Origin of the sequence: Limnobacter humi (assembly GCF_024518835.1) — a bacterium.
GTDB lineage: Bacteria > Pseudomonadota > Gammaproteobacteria > Burkholderiales > Burkholderiaceae_B > Limnobacter > Limnobacter humi.
The window spans coordinates 559,140-576,843 of the sequence record NZ_JANIGO010000001.1 but is presented as its reverse complement, the minus strand read 5'-3'; the positions used below and the strand labels follow the sequence as shown (position 1 = coordinate 576,843).

Annotated in this window: 15 protein-coding genes; all 15 read left to right on the top strand. The window is 55.2% G+C overall.

Annotated features, from left to right (window positions below; all coding sequences use genetic code 11):
- Positions 1 to 63: 63 nt before the first annotated feature.
- The gene (gene rpoB, locus NQT62_RS02770; RefSeq protein ID WP_256763042.1) at positions 64 to 4,173 is read left to right on the top strand and encodes a DNA-directed RNA polymerase subunit beta; all 4,110 of its coding nucleotides are present in this window, start codon (positions 64 to 66) and stop codon (positions 4,171 to 4,173) included.
- A gap of 23 nt (positions 4,174 to 4,196) precedes the next feature.
- Positions 4,197 to 8,426 carry a DNA-directed RNA polymerase subunit beta' gene (gene rpoC / locus NQT62_RS02765; protein ID WP_256763041.1) on the top strand — a complete coding sequence of 1,410 codons (4,230 nt, stop codon included), beginning with the start codon at positions 4,197 to 4,199 and terminating at the stop codon, positions 8,424 to 8,426.
- Positions 8,427 to 8,595: 169 nt separating this feature from the next.
- Positions 8,596 to 8,988: a 30S ribosomal protein S12 gene (rpsL, locus tag NQT62_RS02760; RefSeq protein ID WP_256763040.1), complete on the top strand. Its 393-nt coding sequence runs from the start codon at positions 8,596 to 8,598 to the stop codon at positions 8,986 to 8,988.
- A 133-nt stretch (positions 8,989 to 9,121) separates the two neighbouring features.
- Positions 9,122 to 9,592 carry a 30S ribosomal protein S7 gene (gene rpsG, locus NQT62_RS02755; RefSeq protein ID WP_256763039.1) on the top strand — a complete coding sequence of 157 codons (471 nt, stop codon included), beginning with the start codon at positions 9,122 to 9,124 and terminating at the stop codon, positions 9,590 to 9,592.
- Between the two features lie 18 nt (positions 9,593 to 9,610).
- A complete protein-coding gene (gene fusA, locus NQT62_RS02750; RefSeq protein WP_256763038.1) occupies positions 9,611 to 11,713 on the top strand; it encodes an elongation factor G in 2,103 nt (700 codons plus the stop codon).
- 31 nt (positions 11,714 to 11,744) lie between these two features.
- The gene (gene tuf, locus NQT62_RS02745; RefSeq protein ID WP_256763037.1) at positions 11,745 to 12,935 is read left to right on the top strand and encodes an elongation factor Tu; all 1,191 of its coding nucleotides are present in this window, start codon (positions 11,745 to 11,747) and stop codon (positions 12,933 to 12,935) included.
- A 92-nt stretch (positions 12,936 to 13,027) separates the two neighbouring features.
- Complete coding sequence (rpsJ, locus tag NQT62_RS02740) at positions 13,028 to 13,339, top strand: 30S ribosomal protein S10 (RefSeq protein WP_256763036.1); 312 nt, start codon at positions 13,028 to 13,030, stop codon at positions 13,337 to 13,339.
- Between the two features lie 110 nt (positions 13,340 to 13,449).
- On the top strand, positions 13,450 to 14,094 hold the full coding sequence (gene rplC, locus NQT62_RS02735) for a 50S ribosomal protein L3 (protein WP_256763035.1): 645 nt from the start codon (positions 13,450 to 13,452) through the stop codon (positions 14,092 to 14,094).
- A 10-nt stretch (positions 14,095 to 14,104) separates the two neighbouring features.
- The gene (rplD, locus tag NQT62_RS02730; RefSeq protein WP_256763034.1) at positions 14,105 to 14,725 is read left to right on the top strand and encodes a 50S ribosomal protein L4; all 621 of its coding nucleotides are present in this window, start codon (positions 14,105 to 14,107) and stop codon (positions 14,723 to 14,725) included.
- Positions 14,722 to 15,018 carry a 50S ribosomal protein L23 gene (gene rplW, locus NQT62_RS02725; protein WP_256763033.1) on the top strand — a complete coding sequence of 99 codons (297 nt, stop codon included), beginning with the start codon at positions 14,722 to 14,724 and terminating at the stop codon, positions 15,016 to 15,018. The genes rplD and rplW overlap by 4 nt, the downstream gene beginning before the upstream one ends.
- A 1-nt stretch (position 15,019) precedes the next feature.
- Positions 15,020 to 15,847, top strand: a complete 828-nt coding sequence (gene rplB / locus NQT62_RS02720; RefSeq protein ID WP_256763032.1) for a 50S ribosomal protein L2 — start codon at positions 15,020 to 15,022, stop codon at positions 15,845 to 15,847.
- Positions 15,848 to 15,862: 15 nt separating this feature from the next.
- Positions 15,863 to 16,138 carry a 30S ribosomal protein S19 gene (gene rpsS, locus NQT62_RS02715; protein ID WP_256763031.1) on the top strand — a complete coding sequence of 92 codons (276 nt, stop codon included), beginning with the start codon at positions 15,863 to 15,865 and terminating at the stop codon, positions 16,136 to 16,138.
- A gap of 9 nt (positions 16,139 to 16,147) precedes the next feature.
- Complete coding sequence (rplV, locus tag NQT62_RS02710) at positions 16,148 to 16,477, top strand: 50S ribosomal protein L22 (protein ID WP_256763030.1); 330 nt, start codon at positions 16,148 to 16,150, stop codon at positions 16,475 to 16,477.
- A 9-nt stretch (positions 16,478 to 16,486) separates the two neighbouring features.
- Positions 16,487 to 17,272 (top strand): 30S ribosomal protein S3, encoded by a 786-nt coding sequence (gene rpsC / locus NQT62_RS02705; RefSeq protein WP_256763029.1) that lies wholly within the window; start codon positions 16,487 to 16,489, stop codon positions 17,270 to 17,272.
- Between the two features lie 13 nt (positions 17,273 to 17,285).
- Positions 17,286 to 17,702 carry a 50S ribosomal protein L16 gene (gene rplP / locus NQT62_RS02700; protein ID WP_256763528.1) on the top strand — a complete coding sequence of 139 codons (417 nt, stop codon included), beginning with the start codon at positions 17,286 to 17,288 and terminating at the stop codon, positions 17,700 to 17,702.
- Positions 17,703 to 17,704: the final 2 nt, after the last annotated feature.

Genomic DNA, 17,704 nt, shown 5'->3' with positions numbered 1-17,704 from the left:
TTGGTTAAGCCATGTGCAACCACATGCCCATCGCTTAATCCGCTCGACATCAGGACAGAAAATATGTCTTACTCTGCCACCGAGAAAAAACGCATACGCAAAAGCTTTGCGAAACGGCCTCCAGTTTTGGATGTTCCGTACCTTCTCACCACTCAACTTGACTCTTACACCGAGTTTCTGCAATTGGGTACGCCCATTGAGAACCGGGCAGACAAGGGGTTGCAGGCTGCATTTCAGTCTGTGTTCCCCATCGTGTCGCACAATGGTTACGCACGGCTGGAATTCGTTCAGTATGCGTTGGGCGAGCCCGCCTTTGACGTCAAGGAGTGTCAGCAGCGTGGTCTGACCTTCTGTTCCCCACTGCGCGCACGGGTGCGCTTGGTGTTGTTGGACCGCGAGGCCAGCAAGCCCACCGTCAAGGAAGTGAAGGAGCAAGAGGTCTACATGGGCGAACTGCCCCTGATGACCCGCAACGGTTCATTCGTGATCAACGGGACTGAGCGTGTCATCGTGTCTCAGCTGCACCGGTCTCCCGGTGTGTTCTTCGAACACGATCGTGGCAAAACCCACAGCTCGGGCAAGTTGTTGTTCTCCGCTCGCATCATCCCTTACCGCGGCTCTTGGTTGGACTTCGAGTTCGATCCCAAAGATGTCCTGTATTTCCGCGTCGATCGTCGCCGTAAAATGCCGGTGACCATCCTGCTCAAAGCCATCGGGATGAACAACGAACAAATCCTGTCCACCTTCTTTGAATTCGACCAGTTCGAAATCAAATCCGAAGGCGCTTTGATGGATGTGGTGACCAGTCGCCTGAAGGGCGAAGTGGCCAAGTTTGACATCGTGGACAAGGCGGGCAAGGTGCTGGTTCAAAAGGACAAGCGCATCAACGCCAAAAACATTCGCGACATCGAAGCGGCCGGCCTCACAAAAATTTCCGTCCCGGAAGAGTTTCTGATTGGGCGCACATTGGCCAAAAACATCATCGATCCGAGCACCGGTGAAGTGGTGGCCAACGCCAACGACGAAATCACGGAAGAAGCCATGGGCAAAATCCGTGATGCGGGTGTTAAGTCCATCGAAACCATTTTCACGAACGAATTGGACCAGGGTCCTTACATTTCGCAAACCCTGCGGACCGACGAAACTGTGGACCAAACGGCCGCGCGTGTGGCCATCTATCGAATGATGCGTCCTGGCGAACCGCCCACGGAAGAAGCCGTGGAAATGCTGTTCAATCGCCTGTTCTACAGCGAAGACTCCTACGATTTGTCTCGCGTGGGTCGCATGAAGTTCAACCGCCGCGTGGGTCGTCCTGAAGTTGAAGGCCCGATGGTTTTGGGCAATGACGACATTCTGGCAGTCATCAAGATTCTGGTGGATCTGCGCAATGGTCGCGGTGAAATTGATGACATCGACCACTTGGGTAACCGACGTGTTCGTTGTGTCGGCGAACTGGCGGAAAACCAATTCCGTGCCGGCTTGGTGCGCGTTGAGCGTGCTGTGAAGGAACGTCTGGGCCAGGCCGAGGCTGAAAACCTCATGCCGCATGACCTGATCAATTCCAAGCCGATTTCTGCGGCCATCAAGGAATTTTTCGGTTCGTCCCAGCTGTCCCAGTTCATGGATCAGACCAACCCCTTGTCAGAGATCACGCACAAACGCCGTGTATCTGCATTGGGCCCAGGTGGTCTGACCCGCGAGCGCGCCGGCTTTGAAGTTCGAGACGTCCACACCACCCACTACGGTCGTGTTTGTCCAATCGAAACACCGGAAGGTCCCAACATTGGTTTGATCAACTCCATGGCGATGTTCGCCCGCTTGAACGAATACGGTTTCCTCGAAACACCGTATCGCAAGGTGGAAAACAGCGTGGTTACCGATGAAATCGTTTACCTGTCTGCCATTGAAGAAGGCCGCTACGTCATCGCTCAGGCCAACGCCGAAGTCGACGAGAAAAAGCGCTTGGTGGGCGATCTCGTGTCCTGCCGCGTGGCCGGTGAATTCGAATTGATGGATCCATCGGGTGTGCAGTTGATGGACGTTGCGCCAGGCCAGATCGTGTCTGTGGCTGCCTCCTTGATTCCGTTCCTGGAACATGATGATGCGAACCGTGCCTTGATGGGTGCGAACATGCAACGTCAGGCCGTGCCTTGTTTGCGCCCCGAAAAGCCCTTTGCCGGTACTGGCATTGAGCGAACCGTGGCGGTTGACTCTGGCACCGTGATTACCGCCGACCATGGTGGTGTGGTTGATTACGTGGATGCAAACCGCATTGTGGTTCGCGTGAATGACGATGAAGTTGAACCCGGTTCTGTTGGCGTCGACATCTACAACCTGATCAAGTACACCCGTTCCAACCAGAACACCAACATCAACCAGCGTCCCATCGTGAACCGCGGTGACATCATCGCCCGTGGCGATGTGATCGCCGATGGTGCCTCCACCGACCTTGGTGAATTGGCCCTGGGCCAAAACATGCTGGTCGCGTTCATGCCCTGGAACGGCTACAACTTCGAAGACTCCATCCTCATTTCCGAGCGTGTGGTGGCCGAAGACCGCTACACCTCCATCCACATCGAAGAACTGTCGGTGGTGGCGCGCGATACCAAGTTGGGTTCCGAAGAAATCACCCGCGACATTTCCAATCTGTCTGAAGCCCAACTGACACGTCTGGACGACTCCGGCATTGTCTACATCGGTGCCGAAGTGCAGGCCGGTGACGTGTTGGTCGGTAAAGTGACGCCCAAGGGTGAAACCCAACTGACACCCGAAGAGAAATTGCTGCGAGCCATCTTTGGTGAAAAAGCGTCGGACGTGAAAGACACTTCCCTGCGCGTGCCTTCTGGCATGACCGGGACTGTCATCGACGTTCAGGTGTTCACCCGTGAGGGCATCGTTCGCGACAAGCGCGCCCAGTCCATCATTGACGATGAACTGAAGCGCTACCGCCTCGACCTGAACGACCAAATGCGTATTGTGGAGGCTGACACCTTCAGCCGTATTGAGCGTTTCCTGGTGGGTAAGGTCGCCAATGGTGGTCCAGGCAAACTGTCCAAGGGCACCAAGATTGCGGCGGAGTATTTGAGCGAGGTGGATCGTCACCACTGGTTCGACATCCGCTTGGCCGATGAAGAAGCCGCCAATCAGCTGGAAACCCTGAAGAAGTCCATCGAAGACAAGCGCCACCAGTTTGACTTGGCGTTTGAAGAGAAACGCAAGAAGCTGACGCAAGGCGATGAGTTGCCCCCAGGCGTGTTGAAGATGGTCAAGGTTTACTTGGCCGTGAAGCGTCGTCTGCAGCCCGGTGACAAGATGGCCGGCCGTCACGGTAACAAGGGTGTGGTTTCCAAGATTGTTCCCGTGGAAGACCTGCCGCACATGGCCGATGGCCGTCCTGTGGACATCGTGCTGAACCCGTTGGGTGTGCCATCCCGGATGAACGTGGGCCAGATTCTGGAAACCCACCTGGGTTGGGCCGGCAAAGGCATTGGTGACCGCATTGGCGAAATGCTGCAGCAGCAAAATGCAGTGGCTCGTCTGCGCGAATACCTGGCCAAGGTGTACAACAGCACCGGTACGCCTGTGGACCTGGATTCCATGACCGATGATGAAATCATCAACATGGGCAAGAACCTGTCCAAGGGCATGCCGTTTGCCACGCCGGTGTTTGACGGTGCCAACGAGAAAGACATTCTCGACATGTTGGAACTGGCTTATCCCAGCGATGATCCGCGCATGCAGGCGTTGGGTTTTAACGATCACAAAACCCAGATCACCCTGTTTGATGGCCGCACAGGCGACGCCTTCGACCGCAAGGTCACCGTGGGTTACATGCATGTGCTGAAGCTGCACCACTTGGTGGATGACAAGATGCACGCCCGTTCAACCGGACCTTACTCGCTGGTGACCCAGCAGCCATTGGGTGGTAAGGCCCAGTTCGGTGGTCAGCGTTTTGGTGAAATGGAAGTGTGGGCACTGGAAGCCTATGGCGCATCGTATGTGCTGCAGGAAATGTTGACCGTGAAGTCGGATGACGTGAATGGTCGAACCAAGGTGTACGAGAATCTGGTCAAGGGTGATCACACCATTGATGCCGGCATGCCGGAATCTTTCAACGTGTTGGTGAAAGAAATCCGCTCACTGGGCATTGATATTGATCTGGACCGTTTCTGATCGGTCGCGACGGAGGTATATAGATGAAAGCATTACTAGATCTGTTCAAGCAGGTCCAACAGGACGAGCAATTCGACGCCATCAAAATCGCGATTGCTTCCCCTGACAAAATCCGTTCGTGGTCTTTCGGTGAAGTCAAAAAGCCCGAAACCATCAACTACCGCACGTTCAAGCCTGAACGCGATGGTCTGTTTTGCGCCAAGATTTTCGGCCCAATCAAAGACTACGAGTGCTTGTGCGGCAAGTACAAACGCCTGAAGCACCGCGGTGTCATCTGCGAAAAGTGCGGTGTTGAAGTCACCTTGGCCAAAGTTCGCCGCGAGCGCATGGGTCACATCGATCTGGCATCGCCTGTTGCGCACATTTGGTTCCTGAAGTCCCTGCCGTCCCGTTTGGGTATGGTGTTGGACATGACACTGCGTGACATCGAGCGCGTCTTGTACTTCGAAGGTTTCGTGGTGGTTGAGCCCGGCATGACCCCGTTGAAGCGTGCCCAACTGCTGACCGAAGAAGATTACCTCGCCAAGCAGGAAGAGTACGGTGACGACTTTGTGGCCCACATGGGTGCCGAAGGCATTCGTGAACTGTTGAAGTCCATCGACATCGACCGCGAGGTGAACACCCTGCGCGATGAATTGGCTGCCACCAATTCCGAAGCCAAGATCAAGAAAATCGCCAAGCGTTTGAAGGTCCTGGAAGGTTTCCAAAAGTCCGGTATCAAGCCCGAATGGATGATTCTGGAAGTGCTGCCTGTGCTGCCACCCGAATTGCGTCCATTGGTGCCGCTGGACGGCGGTCGCTTTGCCACCTCCGACCTGAACGACCTCTATCGCCGCGTGATCAACCGGAATAACCGTTTGAAGCGTCTGCTCGAGCTGAACGCACCCGACATCATCGTGCGCAACGAAAAGCGTATGCTGCAGGAAGCGGTCGACTCACTGCTGGACAACGGCCGTCGTGGCAAGGCCATGACCGGTGCCAACAAGCGTCCGTTGAAGTCGCTGGCCGACATGATCAAGGGCAAGGGCGGTCGTTTCCGTCAAAACTTGCTGGGTAAGCGCGTGGATTACTCCGGTCGTTCCGTGATCGTGGTGGGCCCACAACTCAAGCTGCACCAGTGCGGTTTGCCCAAGCTGATGGCGCTTGAACTGTTCAAGCCGTTCATTTTCAACCGTCTTGAGGTGATGGGTATTGCCACCACCATCAAGCAGGCCAAGAAGTTCGTTGAAAACCAGGAACCCATCGTGTGGGATATTCTGGAAGAGGTGATCCGCGAGCATCCCGTGATGCTGAACCGTGCTCCAACGCTGCACCGTTTGGGTATTCAGGCTTTCGAGCCCGTGTTGATTGAAGGCAAAGCCATTCAGTTGCACCCACTGGTCTGTGCCGCGTTCAACGCCGACTTCGACGGTGACCAGATGGCCGTACACGTGCCCCTGTCCCTGGAAGCCCAGATCGAAGCCCGGACACTGATGTTGGCGTCCAACAACGTGTTGTTCCCGGCCAACGGCGATCCCTCGATCGTTCCGTCCCAGGATATTGTGTTGGGTCTGTACTACACCACCCGCGACAAGGTCAACGGCAAGAACGAAGGCTTGGTGTTCGCCGATGTGGGTGAAGTCAACCGCGCTTATGACAATAAGGAAGTGGAACTGGCCACCCGCATTACTGTTCGCATCAACGAGTTCGTGGTGAACAAGGAAACCGGCGAAAAAACAGCCAAGCGCACACGCTACGACACCACCGTCGGCCGTGCCTTGCTGTCCGAGATTCTGCCTCCTGGGCTGCCGTTCTCCTTCATTGATCGTCCCTTGAAGAAGAAGGAAATCTCTCGCTTGATCAACGCGTCCTTCCGCCGTTGTGGTTTGCGCGAAACCGTGATTTTTGCGGACAAGCTGATGCAGTTCGGTTTCCGCATGGCGACCCGCGGTGGTATTTCCATCGCCATGGGCGACATGGTGGTGCCAGCGCAGAAGCAGACCATCATTGCGGCCGCCGAAGCCGAAGTGAAAGAAATTCAGGCGCAATACACCTCCGGTCTGGTTACCCAAGGCGAACGCTACAACAAAGTGGTGGACATTTGGGGCCGTGCTGGCGACCAAGTGGGCAAGGCCATGATGGAACAATTGGCCACAGAGCCAGTGATTGATCGCAACGGCAAGGAAGTCCGCCAGGAATCTTTCAACGCAATTTATATGATGGCCGACTCCGGTGCCCGCGGTTCTGCCGCGCAGATCCGTCAACTGGCCGGTATGCGGGGTCTGATGGCCAAGCCCGACGGCTCCATCATTGAAACACCGATCATCGCGAACTTCCGCGAAGGTCTGAACGTGTTGCAGTACTTCATTTCAACCCACGGTGCCCGTAAGGGTCTGGCCGACACGGCGTTGAAAACTGCGAACTCGGGCTACCTGACCCGCCGTCTGGTTGACGTGACGCAAGACTTGGTGGTGGTTGAAGACGATTGCGGTACTTCTAACGGCGTGGCCATGAAGGCCCTGGTTGAAGGCGGTGAGGTGATTGAGGCACTGCGCGACCGTATTCTCGGCCGCGTGACTGTGGCGGATGTAGTCAACCCTGAAACCCAGGAAACTGTGTTTGAAACCGGCAAGCTGCTGGACGAAGATGCCGTAGAGCTCATCGACCAATTGGGCATCGACGAAGTGCGTGTCCGTACACCGCTGTCTTGCGACACCCGCTATGGCCTGTGTGCGAAGTGTTACGGTCGTGACCTCGGCCGCGGCACGCTGGTGAACAACGGCGAAGCAGTTGGCGTAATTGCGGCCCAGTCCATTGGTGAACCCGGTACACAGCTGACCATGCGTACATTCCACATCGGTGGTGCGGCTTCCCGCGCGGCCGTGGTGTCCAGCATCGAAGCCAAGTCGAACGGTATCATCCGCTTTACAGCGACCATGCGCTACATCACCAACGGCAAGCGCGAGCAAATCGTGATTTCCCGTTCTGGCGAAGTGCTGATCACCGACGATTTCGGTCGTGAGCGCGAGCGTCACAAGGTACCCTACGGTGCAACACTGTCCGTACTGGATGGTAACCAGGTCAAAGCCGGTACATTACTGGCAACTTGGGACCCGCTGACCCGTCCGATCGTGACGGAATACGGTGGCAAGATCAAATTCGAGAACATCGAAGAAGGTGCCACAGTTGCCAAGCAGATTGATGATGTCACCGGCTTGTCCACCTTGGTGGTGATCGATGCCAAGCGCCGTACAGCCACTGGCAAGGGTGAGCGCCCCCAGGTGAAGCTGCTCGACCCGGCTGGCAACGAAGTCAAAATTGCAGGCACCGATCACTCTGTGAACATCAGTTTCCCAGTGGGTGCGCTGATTACTGTTCGCGACGGTCAGGACGTGTCTGTGGGTGAAATTCTGGCGCGTATCCCACAGGAAAGCCAGAAGACCCGTGACATTACCGGTGGTCTGCCGCGTGTGGCCGAGCTGTTTGAAGCCCGTTCCCCGAAAGACGCCGGCATGTTGGCCGAAGTCACCGGTACGGTTTCCTTCGGTAAAGACACCAAGGGCAAGCAGCGTCTAGTCATCACCGACCTCGACGGCGTCTCTCACGAGTTCCTGATCCCCAAAGACAAGCACGTTTTGGTACACGACGGTCAAGTGGTGAACAAGGGCGAATCGATTGTGGACGGTCCAGCCGATCCGCACGACATTCTGCGCCTCTTGGGCATCGAAGCCTTGGCGCGTTACATCGTGGACGAAGTGCAGGACGTGTATCGCTTGCAGGGTGTGAAGATCAACGACAAACACATTGAAGTGATTGTTCGTCAGATGTTGCGCCGTGTGGTCGTGGACGATGCCGGCGAAACCGGGTTCATTCCCGGTGAGCAGGTTGAGCGTTCCGAACTGTTGGATGCCAACGACAAAATGCGTTCTGAGAACAAACGGGAAGCCACCTACCAAAACATCTTGCTGGGTATTACCAAAGCTTCGCTGTCCACCGATTCGTTCATCTCCGCGGCGTCCTTCCAGGAAACCACCCGCGTACTGACCGAAGCGGCCATCATGGGCAAACGCGACGATTTGCGGGGTCTGAAAGAAAACGTGATTGTGGGTCGACTGATCCCCGCAGGTACGGGTTTGGCCTATCACAAGGCTCGCAAGGACAAGGAAAGCCGCGAGGCCGAAGAATTGCGCATGTTGGAAGCCGAGCAGGATCCACGTGCACAGGCCGAAGCGCTGTTCAACATGCCTGCAGCCGAGGGCTCTGACGAAAGCTGAGTTCACGGCACTGCTCAAGGCTAAGTCCTTGAGCGGGCTACAAATCGGGGCTTGAAATAAGCCCCCTGAAAGATTGACCCGCGATTGTGTTTTGGAATACAATCGCGGGCTCAAATGGCTGCGGGCTCGCCCGTAGCCCTTTTGTTTTTTCTAAACCGGAACTGGAACTATGCCAACAATCAATCAACTTGTGCGGAAGCCCCGCACCAGTGTGACTGCGAAAAGCAAAAGCCCCGCACTGGAGAATTGCCCCCAGAAGCGTGGTGTTTGCACACGTGTTTACACTACCACTCCCAAAAAACCAAACTCTGCGCTGCGTAAGGTTGCCAAAGTGCGCCTGACCAACGGCTTCGAAGTGATTTCCTACATCGGTGGTGAAGGCCACAACCTGCAGGAACACTCCGTGGTGCTGATCCGCGGTGGTCGTGTGAAGGATTTGCCCGGTGTGCGTTACCACATCGTTCGCGGTTCTCTGGACCTGCAGGGCGTTAAAGATCGTAAACAGGCGCGCTCCAAGTACGGTAGCAAGCGTCCCAAAGCAGGTGGCGGCGCCAAGAAGTAATGTCTGTGTTCAACACAGGCGTCACCGCCCCGCTTTAAAATCAACCGCATTCCGTGCGGCCCACATGGGTGGGTCGAGTAAGCAGATGCAATAGTGGGCTTGTAGGCCCGCGCTGAAGATAAAGGAATAGAAAATGCCACGTCGTCGCGAAGTGCAGCGCAGAGAAGTGCTGCCAGATCCAAAGTTTCAAAGCACCGAAGTTGCCAAGTTCATGAACGTGATCATGCTCTCTGGCAAGAAAGCGGTTGCTGAGCGCATTGTGTACGGTGCTTTTGACAGCATCTCCACCAAGGCCGGCAAAGACCCTCTCGAAGTGTTCAACTCAGCCATCAACAACGTGAAACCTGTTGTTGAAGTGAAGTCCCGCCGTGTGGGCGGTGCGAACTACCAAGTTCCGGTGGAAGTTCGTCCCTCCCGTCGTCTGGCGCTGGCCATGCGTTGGGTTCGTGAAGCCGCCAAGAAGCGCAGTGAAAAATCGATGGATCTGCGCCTGGCTGGCGAATTGTTGGAAGCTGCAGAAGGCCGTGGTGGCGCGATGAAGAAGCGCGATGAAGTACACCGCATGGCTGAAGCCAACAAGGCATTCTCGCATTTCCGATTCTAAATTTCTCTGGAGTAGCAAATGGCTCGTAAGACGCCCATTGAGCGATATCGCAACATTGGTATTTCGGCGCACATTGACGCCGGAAAGACCACCACGACCGAACGTATTCTGTACTACACCGGCGTAAACCACAAAATCGGTGAAGTGCATGACGGTGCGGCCACCATGGACTGGATGGAACAAGAGCAGGAGCGTGGTATTACCATCACGTCCGCTGCAACCACTTGCTTCTGGAAGGGCATGGACATGAACTTCGCAGAACACCGTTTCAACATCATTGACACCCCCGGGCACGTGGACTTCACGATCGAAGTAGAGCGTTCCATGCGTGTGCTGGATGGTGCCTGTATGGTGTATTGCGCGGTGGGTGGTGTTCAGCCCCAGTCTGAAACCGTGTGGCGTCAGGCCAACAAGTACAAAGTGCCGCGTTTGGCCTTTGTGAACAAAATGGACCGCACGGGTGCCAACTTCTTCAAGGTTTATGACCAGATGAAGTTGCGCCTGCGTGCCAATCCAGTGCCCATCGTGATCCCCATCGGCGCCGAAGACAACTTCGAAGGCGTGGTGGACCTGATCAAGATGAAAGCCATCATTTGGGACGAAGCCTCTCAGGGCATGAAGTTCGAATACCGTGACATCCCTGCGCACTTGCAGGCAGATGCCACCAAGTGGCGCAGCGAAATGGTTGAGGCTGCTGCAGAAGCATCCGAAGACCTGATGAACAAGTACCTGGAAGAAGGTGATCTGTCCGAAGACGAGATCAAGCTCGGCTTGCGTACGCGCACCATCTCCACTGAAATTCAGCCCATGCTGTGCGGTACCGCATTCAAGAACAAGGGTGTTCAGCGCATGCTGGACGCTGTGATTGAATTCCTGCCGTCCCCAGTGGATATTCCACCCGTGTCTGGTATGGACGAGGACGAGCAGCCTGTATCCCGTCAAGCCAGCGACGAAGAAAAGCTGTCCGCTTTGGCGTTCAAGTTGATGACTGACCCATTCGTGGGTCAACTGACCTTCGTGCGCGTGTATTCCGGTGTGCTCAACAAGGGCGACTCCGTCTACAACCCGGTCAAGGGCAAGAAAGAGCGCATCGGCCGTATCGTTCAGATGCACGCCAACAACCGTCAGGAAGTGGAAGAAATTCGCGCGGGTGACATCGCTGCTTGTGTGGGCTTGAAAGAAGTGACCACCGGTGAAACCCTGTGTGATCCTTCCGCCATCATCACCTTGGAGCGCATGGTGTTCCCCGAGCCTGTGATTGCACAGGCCGTGGAGCCCAAAACCAAGGCTGACCAGGAAAAGATGGGTATCGCACTGGGCCGTTTGGCAGCAGAAGATCCTTCTTTCCGTGTGCGCACTGACGAAGAATCCGGTCAGACCATCATCGCCGGTATGGGCGAATTGCACCTGGAAATTATTATCGACCGAATGAAGCGCGAATTTGGCGTTGAAGCCAACGTGGGTAAGCCACAGGTGGCTTACCGCGAAACCATTCGCAATTCCGTCAAGGAAGTGGAAGGCAAGTTCGTTCGTCAGTCTGGTGGTCGTGGTCAGTACGGTCATGTTGTTCTGCGTGTTGAACCCAACGAAGCAGGCAAGGGCTTTGAGTTCCTGGACGAGATCAAAGGTGGTGTGGTTCCCCGCGAATACATCCCCGCCGTTCAAAAGGGTATTGAAGAATCCCTGTCCAACGGCGTGTTGGCCGGTTACCCAGTGGTTGACGTGAAAGTGGCTTTGCACTTCGGTTCCTACCACGACGTGGACTCCAACGAACAGGCTTTCAAGATTGCTGCCTCCATGGGTTTCAAGGAAGGTATGCGTCGAGCCAGCCCAGTTCTGCTGGAACCGATGATGGCTGTGGAAGTGGAAACACCGGAAGACTACGCCGGTACCGTGATGGGCGACTTGTCCTCACGTCGTGGTGTGGTTCAGGGAATGGACGACATGGTGGGTGGCGGCAAGGCGATCAAAGCTGAAGTGCCGTTGGCTGAAATGTTCGGTTACGCCACAACACTGCGTTCGCTGACGCAGGGTCGCGCAACCTACACCATGGAATTCAAGCACTATTCCGAAGCGCCCAAGAACGTTGCAGACGCTGTGATCAGCGCCCGCGCCAAGTAATTGACATCTAAAGAATCGAGAGGTATTTGCAATGGCAAAAGAAAAGTTTGAGCGTAAGAAGCCGCACGTAAACGTTGGAACGATTGGTCACGTGGACCATGGCAAGACGACACTGACAGCGGCGATCACAACGGTGTTGGCGCGCCTGATTGGTGGTGAAGCCAAGGGTTACGACCAGATTGATGCGGCTCCTGAAGAAAAGGCCCGTGGTATTACCATCAACACAGCACACGTTGAGTACGAGACAGAAACACGTCACTACGCCCACGTGGACTGTCCAGGTCACGCTGACTATGTAAAGAACATGATTACTGGTGCAGCGCAGATGGACGGCGCGATTCTGGTGTGCTCGGCCGCTGACGGCCCCATGCCCCAGACTCGTGAGCACATCCTGCTGGCCCGCCAGGTGGGTGTTCCTTACATCATCGTGTTCCTGAACAAGTGCGACATGGTGGACGACGCCGAGCTGCTGGAACTGGTTGAAATGGAAGTGCGCGAATTGCTGTCTTCCTATGACTTCCCAGGCGACGACGTGCCCATTATCAAGGGTTCGGCCAAGCTGGCCCTGGAAGGCGACGCGGGCGAGCTGGGCGAAGGTGCCATCAAGGCCCTGGCCGCAGCCCTGGATAGCTACATCCCCACGCCCGAGCGTGCGGTGGACGGCGCATTCCTGATGCCCATCGAAGACGTGTTCTCCATCTCCGGTCGCGGTACCGTGGTAACAGGCCGTATCGAGCGTGGCGTTGTGAAGGTTGGCGAAGAAATCGAAATCGTGGGTATCAAAGACACGGTCAAGACCACTTGTACTGGTGTGGAAATGTTCCGCAAGCTGCTGGACCAAGGTCAAGCGGGCGACAACGTGGGTGTACTGCTGCGCGGTACCAAGCGTGAAGAAGTGGAGCGTGGCCAAGTGCTGTGCAAGCCCGGTTCAATCAAGCCACACACAGGCTTCACCGCTGAGGTGTATGTGCTGTCCAAGGAAGAAGGCGGTCGTCACACACCATTCTTCAACAACTACCGTCCCCAGTTCTACTTCCGTACAACGGACGTGACTGGCTCGATCAGCCTGCCAGCTGACAAAGAGATGGTGTTGCCAGGTGACAACGTGTCCATCAACGTGGAGCTGATTGCCCCGATCGCGATGGAAGAAGGTCTGCGCTTTGCGATCCGTGAAGGCGGCCGCACAGTGGGCGCCGGCGTGGTTGCCAAGATTACGAAGTAAAGGTAGACTCCGGCGACTCCTCTTTGGAATCGCCGGCTTTTTTGAGGTGAGCTGCGTGTAGCGGTCACACTCTGTGCTCTTTAGGATTCAACATGAACAACCAGAAAATTCGCATCCGCCTGAAGGCGTTTGATTACAAACTGATCGACCAGTCCGCGCTGGAGATCGTTGAGACTGCCAAGCGCACCGGTGCGGTTGTGAAGGGCCCAGTGCCCCTGCCCACTCGCATGAAGCGCTTCGACATTCTGCGTTCCCCCCACGTTAATAAAACATCCCGCGACCAATTCGAAATTCGCACGCATCAGCGTCTGATGGATATTGTGGACCCCACCGACAAAACCGTGGATGCGCTGATGAAACTGGATTTGCCAGCTGGTGTGGACGTCGAAATTAAGTTGCAGTAAAACAGTTGCAGTAAATTCGATTTGTGAATATACTCATGGGCTTACCTTAAAAAAGGTAAGTTCAAGAGAATTTTATCATTCGGCCAATCGCAGCCGAAATTGGAGAAATCATGAGTCTAGGCCTTATTGGTCGCAAGATCGGCATGATGCGCATCTTTACGGAAGCGGGTGTCTCGGTGCCCGTCACTGTTGTTGATGTGTCGTCTAACCGCGTTGCGCAGCTCAAAACGATTGAAACGGACGGCTACACAGCTGTTCAGCTGGCCTACGGATCCCGTCGCCCCACCCGTGTGGCCAAGGCGCAAGCGGGTCACTATGCCAAGGCTTCCATCGAAGCCGCCTCTTCCTTGGTTGAGTTCACCGTCGATGCCGCAAAGCTTGCCGAGTTGCAAGTTGGTGCGCCTGTATCTGTGGAAATTTTTTCCGTTGGTCAAAAGGTGGATGTTAGCGGTGTGACCCAGGGTAAGGGCTTTTCAGGTTCCATCAAGCGTCACCATTTCAGTTCACAGCGTGCATCTCACGGTAACTCCGTGTCACACAACGCGCCTGGTTCGATTGGTATGGCCCAGGATCCGGGTCGTGTGTTTCCTGGTAAGCGCATGGCCGGTCAATTGGGTAATGTCAACCGCACCACGCAAAACCTGGAAGTGGTTCGCGTGGACGCAGAGCGCGGTCTGCTCCTGATCAAGGGTGCTGTTCCGGGTTCCAAGGGCGGTGAGTTGCTGGTCAAGCCGGCTGTCAAGGCCAAGGCATAAGGAGAACCTGATGGAATTGAAAGTAATTGGCGATTCTGGGCAGGCCTCTCAAACTGTTCAGGTGTCCGATGTGGTTTTTGGTCGTGAATACAACGAGCCGCTGATTCATCAGTTGGTGGTCGCGTATCAGGCCAACGCGCGTCAAGGCACGCGTGCTCAAAAAGACCGCTCTGAAGTTCGCGCTTCCACGCGCAAGCCTTGGAAGCAGAAAGGGACCGGTCGTGCCCGTGTGGGTGCTGTGTCTAGCCCTTTGTGGCGCGGAGGCGGTCAGATTTTCCCGAACCGTCCGGAAGAAAATTTCACCCAGAAGCTGAACAAGAAAATGTTCCGTGCTGGCGTTTGCTCCATCTTGTCTCAGTTGGGTCGTGAAGAGCGCCTGGTGGTTGTGGATTCTATGCAACTTGAAGCGCCCAAGACCAAATTGCTGGATCAAAAGATCAAGAGCATGGGTTTTGAGTCTGTGTTGATCATCGTTGATTCCGTAGACGAAAACCTGTATCTCGCTTCTCGTAACCTGCCCAACGTGGCGATTGTTGAGCCTCGTTATGCCGACCCGCTCTCCTTGATTTACTTCAAGAAGGTGGTGGTGACTCGTGCTGCGCTGGACAAACTGCAGGAGATGTACGCATGAACACCCAGCGTCTGATGAAAATTCTGTTGGCCCCCATCGTGTCTGAAAAGAGCACCATGCTGGCTGACAAGCATGAGCAAGTGGCTTTTAAGGTGTGCTCCACTGCAACCAAAGATGAGATCAAGGCGGCAGTTGAGTTGCTGTTCAAGGTTGAAGTTGAGGCTGTGCGCGTGATCAATCAAGCCGGCAAGCAAAAGCGGTTTGGTCGCACCATGGGTCGTCGTTCAGACGTCCGCAAGGCCTATGTTGCACTGAAAGCCGGTCAGGAAATCAATTTCTCGGAGGCTGCGTAACATGCCATTGATTAAACTCAAACCAACGTCCCCCGGTCGTCGTGGTGTGGTCAAGGTGGTGCATCCGCACCTGCACAAGGGCGAAGCCTATGCGCCATTGCTCGAGTCGCAGTCCAAAACCTCCGGCCGCAACAACAATGGTCACATCACCACTCGGCACAAGGGTGGCGGCCACAAGCAGCACTATCGCCTGGTTGACTTCAAGCGCAACAAGGATGGTATTCCTGCGAAGGTTGAGCGGATCGAATACGATCCGAACCGTACTGCGCACATTGCCCTGATCTGCTATGCCGACGGTCAGCGTTCCTATATCATCGCGCCGCGTGGTCTGCAGGTGGGTCAAACCCTGTTGAATGGTTCCGAAGCGCCGATCAAAGTGGGTAACACATTGCCCATTCGCAACATTCCCGTGGGTACCACAGTGCATTGCGTAGAAATGTTGCCCGGCAAAGGGGCGCAGCTGGCGCGCTCTGCTGGTGGTTCTGCCATGTTGATGGCCCGAGAAGGCACCTACGCTCAGATGCGTCTGCGCTCCGGTGAAATTCGGCGTGTTCACATTGAATGCCGGGCCACCATTGGTGAGGTCAGCAACGAGGAAAACAGCCTTCGCAAAATTGGTAAGGCAGGTGCTGTGCGTTGGAAGGGCATTCGCCCGACTGTTCGCGGTACAGCCATGAACCCGATCGACCACCCGCACGGTGGTGGTGAGGGCAAGACCGGTGAAGGTCGTGTGCCAGTGAGCCCTTGGGGTCAGCCAACAAAGGGCTACCGCACACGCTCCAACAAGCGCACCGATACCATGATCGTTCAGCGTCGTCACAAGCGCTAAGTGGGGTAAGCAAATATGTCTCGTTCATTGAAAAAAGGTCCTTTCTGCGACGCCCACTTGATCAAAAAGGTGGAGGCTGCAGTTGCATCCAAGGACAAGCGTCCAATTAAAACCTGGTCCCGTCGTTCGACCGTGCTCCCAGAGTTCATCGGTCTGACCATTGCAGTACACAACGGTAAGCAACATGTGCCTGTGTATGTCAACGAAAACATGGTTGGTCACAAACTCGGCGAATTTGCGCTCACCCGCACTTTCAAGGGGCACGCGGCTGACAAGAAGGCCAAGCGATAAGGGGATAACATGGAAACTCGTGCAATTTTGAAAGGTGTGCGCATGTCGCCACAGCGCGGTCGCCAGGTTGCTGACCTGATCCGCGGTAAGAAAGTGGATCAGGCGCTCAATATCCTGACCTTCTCTCCTCAAAAGGCCGCTTTCATTGTCAAGAAAGTACTGGAGAGCGCGATCGCCAACGCGGAGCACAATGATGGTGCGGATGTGGATGAGCTGAAAGTCAAGACCATCTACGTTGAAGAGGGTCCCGTGCTCAAGCGCTTCACAGCCCGCGCGAAAGGCCGTGGCAATCGTATTACTAAGAAGACCAGTCACATTTATGTGACGGTTGGTAATTAAGGGGGTTTCATGGGTCAGAAAATTAACCCAACCGGTTTTCGCCTGGCAGTTTCTCGTAACTGGGCCTCTCGCTGGTATGCGTCCAACCGTGAGTTTTCTCAAATGTTGATCGAGGACATTCAAGTCCGCGATTACCTGAAAAAGAAACTGAAGAACGCCTCTGTCGCGCGTGTGCTGATCGAGCGTCCTGCAAAGAATGCCCGTGTAACCATTTATTCGGCTCGCCCGGGTGTGGTGATTGGCAAGAAAGGTGAAGACATTGAGGTCTTGAAGAACAGCCTCCAAAAGTTGGTCGGTGTACCTGTGCATGTGAACATCGAAGAAGTTCGCAAGCCGGAGATTGATGCGCAATTGATCGCAGACGGTATTTCCCAGCAGCTCGAGCGGCGCATCATGTTCCGCCGTGCCATGAAGCGGGCGATGCAAAACGCCATGCGCATGGGCGCCCAAGGTATCAAGATCATGTCGTCCGGCCGATTGAACGGCATTGAAATCGCCCGTACAGAATGGTATCGCGAAGGTCGTGTGCCTTTGCATACCCTGCGCGCTGATATCGACTACGCAACTAGCGAAGCTGCGACCACCTACGGCATCATCGGGATTAAAGTCTGGGTTTATAAAGGCGATAACCTGGGTCGCGGTGAAGTGGCTGCTGCGCCGGTTGAGCAGGAAAAAGAAGAGCGTCGTCCACGCCGTCCATCATCTCGTCCAACGGGTGCCCGCAAGCCTCGTAAAGATGGTGCAAGTGGTTCCAACAAAGAGGAAGCATCCGCTGGATCTTCCGCTGAACAGTAATTAGGAGCGCATGATGTTACAGCCATCACGTCGCAAATATAGAAAAGAGCACAAGGGCCGCAACACCGGTCTGGCCACACGTGGCGCCGATGTTTCTTTTGGTGAGTTCGGACTGAAATCGACCGATCGTGGCCGATTGACCGCGCGTCAGATCGAATCTGCACGCCGAGCCATGGTTCGTCACATCAAGCGTGGCGGGAAAATCTGGATTCGAGTGTTCCCGGACAAGCCGATTACCAACAAACCTGCGGAAGTTCGTATGGGCAATGGTAAGGGTAACGTGGAGTACTACGTTGCTGAGATTCAGCCCGGCAAGGTGCTCTACGAAATGGATGGTGTTAGTGAAGAACTCGCTCGGGAAGCTTTCCGCTTGGCCGCAGCCAAGTTGCCATTGCGCACGGTGTTCGTAACCCGTCAGATTGGAGGTTAATG

What these genes read in the sequence shown, in the direction of transcription:
- fusA (WP_256763038.1), top strand. Translation starts at nt 9,611, where the DNA reads ATGGCTCGTAAGACGCCCATTGAGCGATATCGCAACATTGGTATTTCG.
- rplW (WP_256763033.1), top strand. Translation starts at nt 14,722, where the DNA reads ATGAACACCCAGCGTCTGATGAAAATTCTGTTGGCCCCCATCGTGTCT.
- rpsJ (WP_256763036.1), top strand. Translation starts at nt 13,028, where the DNA reads ATGAACAACCAGAAAATTCGCATCCGCCTGAAGGCGTTTGATTACAAA.
- rpsL (WP_256763040.1), top strand. Translation starts at nt 8,596, where the DNA reads ATGCCAACAATCAATCAACTTGTGCGGAAGCCCCGCACCAGTGTGACT.
- tuf (WP_256763037.1), top strand. Translation starts at nt 11,745, where the DNA reads ATGGCAAAAGAAAAGTTTGAGCGTAAGAAGCCGCACGTAAACGTTGGA.
- rplD (WP_256763034.1), top strand. Translation starts at nt 14,105, where the DNA reads ATGGAATTGAAAGTAATTGGCGATTCTGGGCAGGCCTCTCAAACTGTT.
- rplP (WP_256763528.1), top strand. Translation starts at nt 17,286, where the DNA reads ATGTTACAGCCATCACGTCGCAAATATAGAAAAGAGCACAAGGGCCGC.
- rplC (WP_256763035.1), top strand. Translation starts at nt 13,450, where the DNA reads ATGAGTCTAGGCCTTATTGGTCGCAAGATCGGCATGATGCGCATCTTT.
- rpsS (WP_256763031.1), top strand. Translation starts at nt 15,863, where the DNA reads ATGTCTCGTTCATTGAAAAAAGGTCCTTTCTGCGACGCCCACTTGATC.
- rpoC (WP_256763041.1), top strand. Translation starts at nt 4,197, where the DNA reads ATGAAAGCATTACTAGATCTGTTCAAGCAGGTCCAACAGGACGAGCAA.
- rpsC (WP_256763029.1), top strand. Translation starts at nt 16,487, where the DNA reads ATGGGTCAGAAAATTAACCCAACCGGTTTTCGCCTGGCAGTTTCTCGT.
- rpsG (WP_256763039.1), top strand. Translation starts at nt 9,122, where the DNA reads ATGCCACGTCGTCGCGAAGTGCAGCGCAGAGAAGTGCTGCCAGATCCA.
- rplB (WP_256763032.1), top strand. Translation starts at nt 15,020, where the DNA reads ATGCCATTGATTAAACTCAAACCAACGTCCCCCGGTCGTCGTGGTGTG.
- rplV (WP_256763030.1), top strand. Translation starts at nt 16,148, where the DNA reads ATGGAAACTCGTGCAATTTTGAAAGGTGTGCGCATGTCGCCACAGCGC.
- rpoB (WP_256763042.1), top strand. Translation starts at nt 64, where the DNA reads ATGTCTTACTCTGCCACCGAGAAAAAACGCATACGCAAAAGCTTTGCG.